The 14,877-nt window shown below is 43.7% G+C and carries 13 protein-coding genes; 9 read left to right on the forward strand and 4 right to left on the reverse strand.

Going from position 1 to position 14,877, the window contains the following annotated elements; translation table 11 throughout:
* The first annotated feature begins 7 nt into the window (after window positions 1-7).
* Window positions 8-1,540, forward strand: coding sequence for a histidine ammonia-lyase (hutH, locus tag AC3CKG_RS09785; RefSeq protein ID WP_488528272.1), 1,533 nt, complete (start codon window positions 8-10; stop codon window positions 1,538-1,540).
* 227 nt (window positions 1,541-1,767) lie between these two features.
* A complete protein-coding gene (locus AC3CKG_RS09790) occupies window positions 1,768-2,493 on the forward strand; it encodes a DUF3581 domain-containing protein (RefSeq protein ID WP_065111155.1) in 726 nt (241 codons plus the stop codon).
* Window positions 2,494-2,614: 121 nt separating this feature from the next.
* Here the strand turns inward: AC3CKG_RS09790 and AC3CKG_RS09795 are convergent, their stop codons facing one another.
* The 3 genes from AC3CKG_RS09795 to ydiJ all read right to left on the reverse strand — a co-directional run bounded on the left by AC3CKG_RS09795 (window position 2,615) and on the right by ydiJ (window position 7,947).
* Entirely contained in the window at window positions 2,615-4,231 is a 1,617-nt protein-coding gene (locus AC3CKG_RS09795) for a trypsin-like serine protease (protein WP_488529245.1), read from the reverse strand.
* A gap of 151 nt (window positions 4,232-4,382) precedes the next feature.
* Complete coding sequence (locus tag AC3CKG_RS09800) at window positions 4,383-4,844, reverse strand: methyltransferase family protein (protein ID WP_102351061.1); 462 nt, start codon at window positions 4,842-4,844, stop codon at window positions 4,383-4,385.
* A gap of 67 nt (window positions 4,845-4,911) precedes the next feature.
* The gene (gene ydiJ, locus AC3CKG_RS09805) at window positions 4,912-7,947 is read right to left on the reverse strand and encodes a D-2-hydroxyglutarate dehydrogenase YdiJ (RefSeq protein WP_488528273.1); all 3,036 of its coding nucleotides are present in this window, start codon (window positions 7,945-7,947) and stop codon (window positions 4,912-4,914) included.
* Window positions 7,948-8,169: 222 nt separating this feature from the next.
* On the opposite strand from ydiJ, the gene AC3CKG_RS09810 reads away from it, so the two are divergent.
* The 7 genes from AC3CKG_RS09810 to AC3CKG_RS09840 all read left to right on the forward strand — a co-directional run bounded on the left by AC3CKG_RS09810 (window position 8,170) and on the right by AC3CKG_RS09840 (window position 14,290).
* On the forward strand, window positions 8,170-8,853 hold the full coding sequence (locus AC3CKG_RS09810; RefSeq protein ID WP_017106717.1) for a DUF3334 family protein: 684 nt from the start codon (window positions 8,170-8,172) through the stop codon (window positions 8,851-8,853).
* Between the two features lie 208 nt (window positions 8,854-9,061).
* Window positions 9,062-9,751, forward strand: a complete 690-nt coding sequence (locus tag AC3CKG_RS09815) for a DUF2786 domain-containing protein (RefSeq protein ID WP_029223537.1) — start codon at window positions 9,062-9,064, stop codon at window positions 9,749-9,751.
* A 114-nt stretch (window positions 9,752-9,865) separates the two neighbouring features.
* Window positions 9,866-10,534: a YiaD family glycine zipper/OmpA-like lipoprotein gene (locus AC3CKG_RS09820; protein ID WP_065111151.1), complete on the forward strand. Its 669-nt coding sequence runs from the start codon at window positions 9,866-9,868 to the stop codon at window positions 10,532-10,534.
* A gap of 157 nt (window positions 10,535-10,691) precedes the next feature.
* On the forward strand, window positions 10,692-11,771 hold the full coding sequence (locus AC3CKG_RS09825; RefSeq protein WP_488528274.1) for a tetratricopeptide repeat protein: 1,080 nt from the start codon (window positions 10,692-10,694) through the stop codon (window positions 11,769-11,771).
* 165 nt (window positions 11,772-11,936) lie between these two features.
* Window positions 11,937-12,125, forward strand: coding sequence for a hypothetical protein (locus AC3CKG_RS09830; protein WP_017078672.1), 189 nt, complete (start codon window positions 11,937-11,939; stop codon window positions 12,123-12,125).
* 385 nt (window positions 12,126-12,510) lie between these two features.
* Window positions 12,511-12,918 (forward strand): SulA-like leucine-rich domain-containing protein, encoded by a 408-nt coding sequence (locus AC3CKG_RS09835; protein ID WP_102311473.1) that lies wholly within the window; start codon window positions 12,511-12,513, stop codon window positions 12,916-12,918.
* 268 nt (window positions 12,919-13,186) lie between these two features.
* Window positions 13,187-14,290 carry a phosphoribosylaminoimidazolesuccinocarboxamide synthase gene (locus AC3CKG_RS09840; protein ID WP_488528275.1) on the forward strand — a complete coding sequence of 368 codons (1,104 nt, stop codon included), beginning with the start codon at window positions 13,187-13,189 and terminating at the stop codon, window positions 14,288-14,290.
* Window positions 14,291-14,386: 96 nt separating this feature from the next.
* Here AC3CKG_RS09840 and AC3CKG_RS09845 read toward each other — a convergent pair whose 3' ends face one another.
* Window positions 14,387-14,764 (reverse strand): hypothetical protein, encoded by a 378-nt coding sequence (locus tag AC3CKG_RS09845; protein WP_017110913.1) that lies wholly within the window; start codon window positions 14,762-14,764, stop codon window positions 14,387-14,389.
* Between the last annotated feature and the right edge of the window lie 113 nt (window positions 14,765-14,877).

A 14,877-nucleotide genomic window follows, 5' to 3' on the forward strand; every position in this document is an offset into this window, starting at 1 on the left:
AGAAAACATGTTGAATTTATTACTTAAACCAGGACTTCTAGGCCTACCTGAACTGCGTAAGATTAGCCGTAGCCCTGTGAACTTATCACTTGATCCAGCAGCGATTCCTGATATTGAAGCGAGCATGCACGTCGTAGAACAAGTGATTGCTGAAGATCGCACTGTTTATGGTATCAACACGGGTTTTGGCTTATTAGCAAATACCAAAATTGCGCCTGAAGATTTAGAAGTACTACAGAAAAGTATCGTGCTTTCTCACGCAGCGGGCATTGGTAAATTCATGTCTGATGAAACTGTGCGTTTGATGATGGTGCTAAAGATTAACAGCTTGTCTCGTGGCTACTCGGGTATCCGACTCAAGGTCATCAATGCCCTTATCGATCTTGTGAACGCACAGGTTTACCCATGTGTTCCACAAAAAGGATCAGTAGGTGCATCTGGAGATCTTGCTCCCCTCGCCCACATGAGTACGGTACTGCTAGGTGAAGGCCAAGCACGTCACAACGGCAATATCATCACTGGCCTAGAAGCAATGCAGATCGCTGGCTTGGAACCAATCACACTTGCGCCAAAAGAAGGTTTGGCGCTGTTAAACGGTACTCAGGCATCAACTGCATTTGCATTAGAAGGCTTGTTTGCAGCTGAAGACTTATTCGCGTCTGCAACCGTGTGTGGTGCAATGTCTGTAGAAGCCGCGCTGGGTAGTCGTCGTCCGTTTGACCCTCGTATACACCGCGTTCGTGGTCATCGTGGCCAAATGGATGCAGCACTTGCTTACCGCCATATGCTTGACCAAAAGAGTGAGATTGGTGAATCACATACTTGTTGTGAAAAGGTTCAAGATCCTTACTCACTGCGTTGTCAGCCTCAAGTGATGGGTGCTTGTTTACAGCAGATTCGTAACTCAGCAGAGACCTTAACGATTGAAGCAAATGCCGTATCCGACAACCCGCTTGTTTTCGCTGACGATGGCGACATCATTTCAGGTGGTAACTTCCACGCAGAGCCCGTCGCAATGGCAGCCGATAACCTTGCATTGGCCATTGCCGAGATCGGTAGCTTGTCAGAGCGTAGAATGGCACTACTGATTGATAGTGCGCTAAGCAAACTACCGCCTTTCTTGGTCGATAACGGCGGAGTGAACTCAGGCTTTATGATTGCTCAAGTAACATCAGCAGCATTAGCAAGTGAGAACAAAACCTTGGCTCATCCGGCGTCAATAGACAGCCTACCTACTTCTGCAAACCAAGAAGACCACGTATCAATGGCCACCTTTGCCGCTCGTAGGCTTAGATACATGGCTGAAAACACCCGTGGGATATTGGCAGTAGAATATTTGGCAGCAGCACAAGGGCTAGACTTCCGCGCTCCGAATCTATCTTCTCCTCGTGTGGAAGAAGCGAAACAGATTTTGCGTGAAAAAGTCAGCTTCTACGATAAAGACCGATATTTTGCACCGGATATTGAACAAGCGAACTTATTGCTCAAATTATCCGTTCATAATCACCTAATGCCAGAAGGCACTTTGTGCAGTTTCTAGTACTTAAAATACTTTAGTCGACACTAATTAAAGTATCATATAAACAAGGGCTATTAATTAGCCCTTGTTGCATTGAGCCAAAGGCCATATCTCCCTTAAAATCGTCACATACCATCCAACGTATTTATCTAATCGACTGATATATAAGCAAAGTTAACTGGATAGACCATTAGAACGAAGTTAGTTAGCTATAATCCACCCCAGATTTGATGACTAATAGCGATACTATGTTTCTGACACCTTACTTTTCTACTGAAGACAATCAATTTCAATTCACTCGTGAACAGGCTAGCCACTTTGCTAAAAAAGTAGCCGCTGACTTCAACCCAATTCACGATGAAGACAACAAACGCTTCTGCGTGCCTGGCGATCTTTTGTTTGCAGTACTTCTGCAAAAAGAAGGTATCAGCCAAAAAATGCGTTTTGATTTTTCAGGTATGGTGGGTAACGGTATTGCGCTAAGCGTTGACAACAAGTGTGAGAAAGAAAGCTCACTGGTTGACGAGAAAGGCAAAGAGTACCTACACATGTCTTGTGAAGGTGAAAAGAGCCACGATCAAGCATTCATCGAACACGTAGTAACAAACTACGTTAAGTTCTCTGGTATGAACTTCCCACACATCATGGTTCCTCTTATGGAAGAGCAACAGATGATGATCAACTGCCAACGCCCTCTTGTAATTTACGAGAGCATGGAAGTTGAATTTACTCGTCTAGACCTGTCTCACCCAGAAGTTGAATTCTCAGGTGCGACTTTTGATGTTGAAGGCAAGCGTGGCATCGTGACACTGAACTTCGATTTCAGAGAAGACGGCGAAGTGGTAGGTAAAGGCGTGAAACGCATGGTAGCAAGTGGTCTTAAGCCATACGACCAAGCTTCTGTCGACGACCTAGTAAACCGCTTCAACGAACGTAAAGAGATGTTTCTAGCTCAGTTCGCAGCTGCCGCTTAATCAACATCCTTATTTACATATCTCGATGTAAATAAGCTCTAGAATAAGATCAATAAAGCCCAGCTTGATATCCTCAAGCTGGGCTTTTTAGTTTTTAACCATCAAATTATATTTGTACTGGTTACTTTTTGAACTTCAGTGCCGAAGGTAACTTTCGTACAATCAAACCACCGAAAAGGACGAGTAACCAATGCCAAGACAGTGAACCACCGCTGCCGCCGCCTGAGCTTTTTGCGTTCTGCGTGCCCTCAGACTTAGATATCTTTATCTCATCGGTATACGCAAAGTTTGTAATCGTAACTCTGTCGTCCCCATCAGAACCAAACCAATCTTTCACATATTTAATCATAAAACTATTATTAGTATCTCGAACCAACGGTAGGTTCACCGAGCCAGCAAGCTCACCCGATTCTTTGTCGAATTCTTCTCCGTTGAGATAGAACTTAACGTAATCATGATCCAGTTCAGACGATAATGTAATATCGAAAGAGACCGTACCTGTAGGGATACCCTCAACAACCAACATTGTCGATTCACTATTACCTATTGATGGAGAGACGATTGTTGCTCCTTCGATACCCCACGCTTGTGTGCTGTAGACACCACTGTTTGGTATGCTGACATAAGAGTTCACAGTATTCGTTACAGATCTCGCCCCTATAACTGAAGCCGTTGAAGTAACCGTGCCTAACAATAAATCAGTGTCAACATTAATACCAAATTCATGTTCACCTATTGAGTTTAGGTCGTAACTCACCACAACTTCACAGCTTTGCCCTGCTGTTAAAGTGCTACATCCGTTGTCCGTTATAACGGTGTCGTAATAAGGTACAGGAGAAACATGATTTACTTCGATATTTTGATCAGACTTGTTGGTAAATTCAAAAGTATGTGAGACAGGCGCCAATAATCTTGCACCTAGCATTTCCATTTGACGATAACTAAACCCCGCTTTCTGTTCATTAATCCAATCATCAAAGTAACTAATATTGGTATAGACTCCGTAAGCGTTGGCCTTTGCACAACCGTCACCCCAACTTACAATGCCCAGTTGCTCATATTTTCCATTTGTCGACAAAACGATTGGACCACCACTGTCACCCTGACAAGAGTCATAACCACCGTCCCTGTAACCCGCACAGAATGCATCACTGCCAACAACGCCATAGACACGACTACATTCATACTGATTAACTAAAGGAACATCCACCTGATACAGTTCACTCTTGGATAGGGAACCATCTGATGGGTCCTGATCTCCCCAACCCATTACCGTTAGCATCTGACCATCATTGAGGTTATCGCGAACGTAGCCATCAACGAGATTCACCACTGACTCCGATGGCTTATCTACAAGCTCGATAATCGCTATATCACTGTCGTTCGTTTTATAGTTATAGTATTGATGTAAATAAATATTCTCAACAGCGTATCTATGTTGTGCCGCTTGAGAAGCAGAAAGGTTGGATACGCCAATCACCACATCGAGATCTTCACGACCATTATCGTCCACGCAGTGAGCAGCAGTGAGGACATATCTCTCGCCAATGAAGCTCGCACCACAAAACTGACCGTCATAAGCGTTCACGTTTCTTGAGACTAGCGCAGCCATAAATGGCCAATTTCCTTGTGTTGCTTCTTTACCGTTTATAATTCGAGCTGAAACATCTGCCAACACCGACGTTGAAGACAGACTCACTACACAGACACCTAGCGACAACCATTTCGCCTGAACAATTTTCATTACCTAGCCTTTATTCATTTTAATAATGAAGCGCAGACTATTTTATAAGAAATCAATATGAAACCTAAAACACATTAATTTGTGATATAGATCAACCAAACGATAATGATTATTATCTAATTGCTTGATTGTATCTGAATGCACATCAGATCCAGCGTCTAACCTTTTGTTTGTAATCAACATATTCCGCACCGAATAATTGCTCTAGAGCGCGTTCTTCTGGCTTAATTTGGAACTGATTCATGTAAATTACGAATACAAAACTGAACAAAACACTGAATAAGTTTTGGAAGAAGTAGCCAAAGCAAAACAGTAGGATAAATAGCCCTAGATACATTGGGTTTCGCGTGTAGCCAAAGATTCCACTGTCAACGACAGCAGAGGCGGTTTCGACTTTGATCGGATTAACGGTGGTTTTCTGTTTACGAAACTCCCATATGCCTGATACTCCAATAACGCCACTCAATACAATCCCGATACCGAGCACAGCCATTCCATAAGGCAGTGTCAATGTTCCTTGGCTCAACTGCTGAGCACAGAAGTACGAGGCCATGAATACAATAATGAATAGTGCAACGGGTGGTATTTTTAACTCTAGAAATCTCATAGCTTTCCTTATTAACAATTCCATTGTTAGTTTAGAAAAAAGCCCAGCAATTGCTGGGCTAAATGTATTAAAGAATTTTTGCGAGCGCCTGTAATGGGTGGGCAAGCTTCTCACCCTCAAAACGCTTCACTTGGCTTCGACAGGAATAACCCGTCACTAAGCAACGCTCTTTCGGTAAGTCTTGCATCCTTGGCTTCCAACTTAGACCGTATATATCTTTCGACATTTGTAGCTTATCGACTTCGTGCCCGAAGGTGCCCGCCATGCCACAACAGCCGACAGGAACGCTGGTTAACGCAGCACCAAAGTGTTTGAAGATAGCGCCCCACTCTTTTTCAGCGTTCGGCATTTTGGTCTTCTCAGTACAGTGAGCGAACAAGTACCACATCTCTTCACTTGCGGAACGAGCCTCAAACTCACCCAACGATGGCATTAACCATTCATGCACAGTCAGTACATCAAAGTCTCCACGCTTGTCAGCCAAGATCTCAACGTATTCATCGCGGTAACAAAGTACAAGAGCAGGATCAACACCCACCAAAGGTATACCGATATCAGCAACCATTGACAAGAAATCCGATGTTGATTTCGCTTCACGCGCAAAACGACTTAAGAAGCCTTTAATGTGGAGTGCTTTACCATTTGGTTTAAATGGCAGTAATACCGGAGTTTTACCAAGCTTTTGAGCCAGAGTGACGAAGTCTTCAACTACCTCTGCATCATAGAAGCTAGTAAACGGGTCTTGAACGATCAACACGTGCTGTTTCTTCTGCTCAGAAGAGAGCCCTTCTAGATATTGAAGATCGAAGAGTTGCAGCTCTTTGCTCGCCAGACGATTTTTTAGCGTAGGCACCGACATCAATGGTGCATCGACATAACCGACCGTTTTAGCCGTTGCGGTTTGTATCCACTTTTGACCCAAGGCAGCGTTAACAACCTTTGGCGCTTTCGCCATTAACGGCAGCATGGTTTCAATGTTAGCGACTAAATAGTCTTTTGCTGGGCGTTGGTAACGTGAGTAATAGATATTCAAGAATCGAGAACGGAAACTCGGCACATCGACTTTAATCGGACACTGGCTCGCACACGCTTTACACGCAAGACAACCGTTCATCGCTTCGTGAACTTCATGCGAGAAATCGTATTCATGGCGTTTGTTCATTGTATTACGAACACGTTCCACCATGGTTTTAACCGGAGTATTGTCCTTCAGCGCTTCTTGCTCTAAATCGAGAATATCGACGCCTTGTTCCGTTAACTGACGCAACCACTCTCTCACTAAGCCTGCGCGGCCTTTTGGCGAATGACGACGATCAGCCGTGACTTTCATCGAAGGGCACATTGGCGAGCTAGTATCGTAGTTGAAGCACAAGCCGTTACCGTTACATTCCATCGCTTGTTTGAAGCTATCACGAACTTGTACGTCGATCTGACGGTCATAGAAGCCACGCTTAGTATCGGTGACTTTCACCAATTCAGCGTCACTTTCCAATGGCGTACAGATCTTGCCTGGGTTCATCTTGTTGTGCGGGTCAAACGCCGCTTTAACACGTCTTAACTCAGTAAACAGCTCTTCACCAAAGAAGTCAGGGCCATACTCAGAACGGAAACCTTTACCGTGCTCACCCCACATCAAGCCGCCGTATTTCGCCACCAGCTTAACCACTTCATCAGAGACTTCGTGCATCAGTGCTTCTTGCATCGGGTCACACAGATCAAGTGCCGGACGAACGTGTAATACGCCCGCATCAACGTGACCAAACATGCCGTAGTTCAACTGTTTTGAATCGAGTAATACTCTAAATTCAGAGATGAAATCCGCCAAGTTTTCTGGTGGTACACAGGTATCTTCAGCAAAAGCGACCGGCTTAGCTCGGCCTTTCGCCGCACCTAACAGACCCACCGCTTTTTTACGCATGTTGTAGATTCGGCCAATGCTCGCTAAATCGCTGCACACTTGGAAGCCAATCACACCCGCTTCTTCGGTTTCTACCATGCTTTCAAGCTGTGCAGTCAACGCTTGAACTTGTTGTTCAACTTCCGCTTCATCTTGGCCTGCAAACTCAACCATGTTGATGCCAAGCATCTCTTTATTTGGAACATCCATCAACAAATCGCTCACGGTGTGCCAAACGATGTCTTGCTTCGCTAGGTTCAATACTCTTGAATCCACCGTTTCTACAGACAGCGCTTTCGCTTCGACCATGAACGGCGCATTACGCAGCGCAGAATCAAACGTGTTGTATTTCACGTTAACCAATGTGCGCGCTTTCGGAATCGGCGTGAGGTTCAGCTTTGCTTCCGTAATGAATGCTAATGAACCCTCTGCGCCACATAGGACACGAGTCAGGTCAAAGCTGTCATCTTCTTCGTTGATCGCATTCTTCAGGTCGTAGCCTGTAAGGAAGCGGTTTAACGGAGGGAATTTATTGAGGATTTGAGCGCGCTTGTCTCGACAAACGGCTTCAGTTACTGCAAGTGCATGGTGAGCAAATTCACCTTCAGCAGGCAAACCGTGTGATAAATCGGATTCGAGACATGAACCATCTGCGAAGACGGCTTGCAATGACAACACATGATCAGAGGTTTTGCCGTATTTCAAAGACCCTTGGCCAGAAGCATCGGTATTGACCATGCCACCTAAGGTTGCTCGGTTACTAGTTGAAAGGTCGGGAGAGAAAAAGTAGCCGTAGGGACGCACAGCATCGTTCAATTGGTCTTTAACGACACCAGACTGAACTCTCACCCAGCCCTCTTTTTCGTTAATTTCAAGAACGTTATTCATGTGGCGTGACATGTCAACCACGACACCTTTCGTCAAGGATTGACCGTTGGTTCCGGTACCGCCACCACGAGGGGAAAAAGTCACTCGTTCGTAAGCAGACTGAGCACCCACTTTACCGATCAAAACAACATCGTTTGTTGTCTTGGGAAGAATGACCGCCTGCGGCAATTGCTGGTACACACTGTTATCAGTCGCCACGGCCAAACGGCTCGAATATTGAGACTCAATGTCGCCAGTAAAGCCCGCTATTTTTAGTTCATCTAAAAAGCGTACGACAACTGGATCGACATCAGCATTGAGTTGAAGTCTTGGTAACATTTGCTTCCTGCCCCTACTTCGCTGATCCTATCAGCATTGGGTTATCTGAGATTTTTAGTAATTTTCTTTGAATTTCGTCACTTTACTACTATTAAGATCATATAAAAAGATGATCAAATCAGAATCTGAATGCAAGAATGGAGAAATAGTCACTTTCGTCTTAATTCAGTCGCAATATACTGAATAACATTTTGTTTAAGACATCTCCATGAGCACATAACAATGAAAAAAAACAAAACAGTCACAACTGAAGATATTCTTCTTAAGCTATGCCAATCAGTATCAAGCGTACTCACTTCAGCGACGGCTTCTCAGGTGTCCTATTCAGCTATGGTGCAAAAGATTAACAAGACCAGTCTTAAACCAGATTTTGGTTGCTTCGTTTTATTTGACGGCGGCTTTTCTGGTCTTGTTGTAATTAATTTTACGTCTAAAGCGGCGCTAGAGATCTATACCAATTACATGCGTAACATGGGCATGCCAGAAGATGAGCTCGCGGTACTTCACACGTCTGACGAAGTGGGCGATGTTTTGGGCGAATTAATGAACCAGTTGGTTGGTGATTTCACGAACAAAATTCGTAAAGAACTGCAAACTAACATCACGCAGAACCAACCGAAAATGCTCGCACTGAACAAGCAAGTTAACCTTTCTGTTGATACTAACCTTGATCGTCCACAAGCTCGTCGTGTGACTTTCTCGACTGCAAACAACAACATCTTCTATCTTGAGCTTGCAATGGATAAGACAGAATTCATCCAATTGGAAGAATTTGAAATCGCTGAAGACGAATGTCCAGATAGCATTCTTGAAGCGACTCAGAAAAAAATGCAAGAAGCGAACAAACCAGCACAAAGCTCAGGTAACGATGCAGCAGCAGATCTACTCGATGAACTTGGGATCTAGTTTGCTAAAGCTCTAGCCATAATGACAAATTGTGTCACTAACGCCATCAATGCTCTTGATGGCGTTTTTTATTGCCCCTCTACATCGCCTTCCACACTTGCATCAGAGCCCTTTTAATACGATCCAAGCCAGTTTGGGCTTTCTGTTATCTGACAAAACATGTAAAATGTCGGACTTTTCAAAATTTGCGGTAATGATTAAGTAGTCGATGGATAAGAAAAAAGCCCTAAAGAAAATAGCCAAGTGTCTTGAGCTTGGAAATTCAGCGAACGTCAACGAAGCGGCCAATGCAATAAAGATGGCGCATAACTTGATGCTGAAATATGGTCTCGAGAAAGACGATATTGAATTTATCAAAATGGGGAAAACTCAATCCAGTCACCTGTTGCCGGCAAACATCAGCTCTACTCTGTTGCGCGTTATTCGTGGTATCAACACTAAGTTTGGCGTAGAAGCCGTGTTACTGAACCACAAAGGCCTTAAGCGTGTGGAATTCATTGGCGAAGCTGACCGCGCGATCTTCGCTGCCTTCGCTTTCGACATCATTTATCGTGAATTGAACGAGCATACTGGCCAATTCAGAAACAGCTTTGCAGGATCAGGGACAGGTTCACTCGAAGTCACTCGTCGCGTAAATTCTTACGTTTCTGGCTGGGTAGAAGGTGCGCTTGAAAAGTTGCCAACCATTACCCCGGACGACGAGTCAAACAACAAAATCAATAACTATATTGATAAAGAATTTGAAAATATTGACCGTGAAACCTTCAAACAACAACTAAGAGAAGCGATGAAAAACCTCACCGCAGACTACGAAGTTGGTTTGAAGAAAGGTCGCAAGTTGTCTGTTAATCGTCCAGTTGGCGGTGCCCAAGCAGTTAAAAAGATAACTAAATCATAGTGCCACTTTACATTGCTTCAGCGTATTGATAAAAACCATCATTAAGACTTACAGGACTAATTGTTGTCATTCGTTACTTATATGTTTGACAGAAGTACATGATGGAGAAATACGTTGAAAAAAATCACACTAGCCCTAGCGCTTACTGTCGCTTTAACGGGTTGTCAGGCAACTCAACGCCAAAACGCTACAACTGGCGAATCTGAGACTAACTCTGCAACTCAAGGCGCTCTAATTGGTGCAATCGCTGGTGCCGTTGCTGGTGCTGCTACTGGTGACAACTCTAAAGATCGTGGTAAACGCGCACTGATTGGTGCGGCAGGTGGTGCAGCTGTTGGCGGTGGTATTGGTTACTACTTTGACCGACAAGAAGCAGCACTTCGCGAAGAGCTAATGAACTCTGGCGTTCAAGTAGAGCGTGTTGGTGAGAACCAGCTTCTACTTCGTCTAGAAAACGGCATTGGCTTCGAATCAAGCTCTTACGCTTTAGAATCAAGCATTCACAACACACTTCGCGGTGTTGCTCGTATCTTAGTTGAATACCCAGACACGAGCCTAGTGATCGAAGGTCACACTGACAGCACTGGCAGCGAATCATCGAACCAAATCCTTTCTGAGCGTCGCGCTGAATCTGTTCGTGCATTCTTGATTTCTCAAGATGTCGCTGCAGGCCGTGCTATTGCTCGTGGTAACGGTGAACGCTACCCTCTATGTGACAACAACACGTCTCAAGGTCGTGCTTGTAACCGTCGCGTAGAAATTCAAATCTTGCCGCTGAAGTAGCACGATTAAAGCCCAGTTACCTTTATCTATTGAATTAACCACTATATAGTTGCTTGTCAGTCGTATGGCTTATTTTAAGCGTTACGACTTAACACTCAGCCACATAGCGTATTCATACTGATACATCGGCACTGGGCTTTTTTACGAGACTTATCTTTTGCTTATCTTATCCAACTTCTGGTCATCGTCACTTCTTAGAACTCTATTTCTAGCCCTAGTCTTTTCCACGATACAATTGTTCGCCCCACATTTCGTTCATGCGAAAAGCAGCAGTGAACTCTCATTGGATCCACAACCTCAAGACTCAACGTCTCAGTATCGATTAGCCCAATCGTATGAGCTGGGTGCTGACGTGCCTAAAAACATCGATGACGCATTCTATTGGTATTCGCAATCAGCGGACAGCGGCAATGCAGATGCGCAGTTTAGACTTGGCGAATGGTACTTGGCGGGAACAAGCGTGGAGCAAGATAACAAACTCGCCTTAGAATGGTTCATCAAAGCGGCATTGAAAGGTAACAAGCAAGCGCCTCTAGAAGTAGCCAAGATCTATGAGTCCTCACTTGATAAAGATCTACTGCAACCGTTAGATGCAGCGCAGCTATGGTATGAAGCAGCTTTAAAAAACAATCCTGATGCAGAAGATGGCTACAATCGCGTTCTGGAAGCACAGTTCAACCAACAGCGTGCCAAGCAAATCTCTTCGATTGAGCAGCTCAATGACAACGTCAGTGCAGAAGCCAATACAAATCCACCAACTACCTTCCCTTCGACACTAACTTCTAGAGACCAAGCGACACACTCTAATCTAACAAGCTCTGACTATATGATTGGCGCAGTGCTGGCCGTTTTGATTGCAATAGTGAGTATCAGCGCGATTCTGGTTATCTCGCGAAAGCGACAAGGCCTGAAATCTGGTGAGTTGAATCAGCAGCAACAGACACTTGAAGCACAACTTAGTGCGAAAGACTTCACCATTAAGCAGCAAAAGCGTCAGCTTCAAACCATCTACAACGAATTGAAGAAGCAGAAAAACAACAAAGGTCTGAATGCTTTGCAAGTGGCCTGTGCTCTCTTTGGCTACACACCTAGATCTATTCCTGACCAAAAAAGCATTAAGATTCGATACAAACAACTCTCTAAAATCTATCACCCTGACGGTCATGGATGTGACGAAGAAATGAAACGTTTGAACAATGCGCTAAAAACCATTTTACAAAATGTTACAAAACCGTAAACAACTACACATATTCATTTTCCAAGATCGCAAAGATACCGATTTTATTAGTGTTGCAATCGATCCCCCTCTCAAAAACGGGTAACAAACTATTAACTAATGGGTCTTACTTGTGTCATAATTTGCGCCGAAAATACACCTGACTTAAACAGGTGAGGAGAAAATATGTTCACAATAGAAGGCGTTTGTGATTGGTGCAAAAAGCCAAGCCTAGTAAAAAAGCACGACTACCTAGATGGTAAGTGTCATCATGCATGTAAAGAGTGCAATGATATTGCAACCATTGATGTTCGCCAGTTCAATATTGGTGAAATGGAAATGAGAACAAAACTCTCCCAAGCAACACTGAGATAAGTAACACCGTTGAAATATAAGAAAGCGCCTAAGGCGCTTTTTTTGTATCTGGGGTTTATCTTCTTATCTTCTTATCTTCTTATCTTCTTATCTTCTTATCTTCTTATCTTCTTATCTTCTTATCTTCTTATCTTCTATACAGGTATATACAGTACTTTTCTGAAAAAACCACTGTATACACCTGTATAGAAATCACATTTCTTCAATTTATGAGACAAAATATAAAAATCAGTCGAATTTAATTTAACAATAAGTATCAACAACTTAAACAGCACCCCCTTACTTACCTGCAATAAAACGACCAATAATCCCGCAAAAACCGCTTGATCTTATAAGCAACAAAAACTACTGTATACACATACAGCATGTATATAAGGACAGCAAAATGATTCAAGCACACGTTAAAGCCCAACACTCTAGCCCGCTAGTTCACTGCGCATTTACATCAGTTTCTCGTAAAAGCAAAAACTCAAACGAGGAAGCGTTGTTCGCAAGAATGGCGTTGCTGTCCAATCAACATCAATGGCTGCTGTTTACTGCTCAAACGCCAAGACCATCTGCTAAGCAGCTTAAGCAACACAATGTTTGCTGCGAGCGTGTTATCCATATGAAAGCGTCGAACCAAATGAATGAAGTAGAGACAGTCGAGAAAGCAATACGCTCAGGAAACGCAAGCGCAATCGTTGCGAGTACGTCGATCGACTCATTCAGCCAACAATACCTAAGAACGTTAGGCCAACGCTTTCAATGCGAAGTGTTCTTCATGGATGAAACTTCAGAGCGTATTCATTAAGCCAACCTCGCTTAACAATTTAACTCACAAACTTAAGTTAACGTAACAGCATAGCCCCAAAACACAGCCCAACAGACTGCCTTCCCCTGCCCTACAATTTGCCAATTTTCTAGCGAATAGTTAGGCGGGGGTTTTTATTTGATCAATAGATTTAGCAATCGTTTGCTTTTTATCTGGAAGCAAATAGTAGATTGGGTATAATGCCCGTCTAATCATGTGCACACCGCACTTCTCTGTATGACGTTTGATAAAAGATAGGAATGTCTAAATGAGCCTTGCTGATCAAGTTCTTGCCGTAAATGATGACCTACCAATCCGTACTGATAAACCTGTCCACAGTGGCAAGGTTCGTTCGGTCTACTGGTTAACTGAAGAAGATAGCCAACGACTAATTAAAGAGAAAGGCTACAATGTAGCGCCCGATGCGCCTTTAGCCATCATGGTGATCAGTGACCGTATCTCTGCGTTTGATTGTATTTGGCGTGGTGAAGGTAATCTTAAAGGTGTTCCAGGTAAGGGAGCGGCTCTGAATGCTATCTCTAACCACTGGTTCAAATTGTTTAAAGACAACGGCCTTGCTGACAGTCACATTCTTGATATCCCTCATCCATTCGTATGGATTGTACAAAAAGCTCGCCCAGTCATGATCGAAGCGATTTGTCGTCAATACATCACAGGCTCTATGTGGCGTGCATACGCGAACGGCGAACGTGAATTCTGCGGTATCGAGATGCCTGAAGGCCTTGAGAAAGACAAGAAATTACCTGAGCTACTGATCACGCCTTCGACAAAAGGGATTTTGAAAGGGATTCCTGGCGTTCCAGAAGCGGATGATGTGAACATCACTCGCAACAACATCGAAGACAACTTCGCAGCGTTCAACTTTACTCAAGCAAGTGACATTGCGCATTACGAGAAACTTCTAAAAGAAGGCTTCAACGTAATTAGCCAAGCGCTAGCAAAAGTCGATCAAACCTTTGTCGATACGAAATTTGAGTTCGGGTACGTGAACGATGCTCAAGGCAAAGAAAAGCTTATCTACATGGATGAAGTGGGTACGCCAGATTCATCTCGTATTTGGGATACTCAAGAGTACAGCAAGGGCAACATCGTTGAGAATTCTAAAGAAGGATTCCGCCAGTTCTTACTTAACTACTTCCCTGACGCGGATATTCTTTTGAACAAAGAACGCATGCCAGAACGTGAAGCATTAGCTCGTGACAATGAACTTCCTTTGGATGCATTGATGTCTCTTTCTCGTACTTACCTTGATATCGCATCGAAAATCACCGGTGGTGAGATTGTATTAAGCGACAATCCGAAGCAAGAAATCATTGATGTACTTCGTGCCGATTACGGACTAATTGATTAGTCGACTAATCACATACTAGAAAGCTAGCTAGTAAGCACAAATTTTAGATACTAAAAGGGCCTCAATATTGAGGCCCTTTTTACAATGTATATTTAATCAAAGCTTGATAGTGAACTCTTCACCAGAGTTATCTGCAATCACCAAATGACTACGCGATTCAATATAATCAATCTGCTCGTCTTCAAGCGAATATGGCATGACAACCTTGAGCTCATTGATCCCTTCTAGCTTGGCAAGCTTAAGCAAGGTAACAATGTTCGACTCATCACTTTTACGCGTCGACATTGATTTCAATGCCATTTGCCATAAGCGATCTTCCGGGCTGGCGAGCTCTTTAATGCTATCTCTCCAGACAGTACTGAATACTGGCGCAATAGTGGTGAGAGCTTCCAGAAAAGTCCATTTTTTACTGCATGAGGCGCCAAGAAATGTTGTGTAATCGAACTCTACACGCGTCTCTTCCTGTTTATCCATGATGTCCCCCGACACTTTGGCAACACAATATACTCAATATCTATCAACTCTTTCTTTATAGCAATAGGATATAGAAGAATGGTCTTTTATGACCTTTTGATTGGTTAAAAAGG

The organism is Vibrio sp. QJM3NY_15 (genome assembly GCF_057785995.1).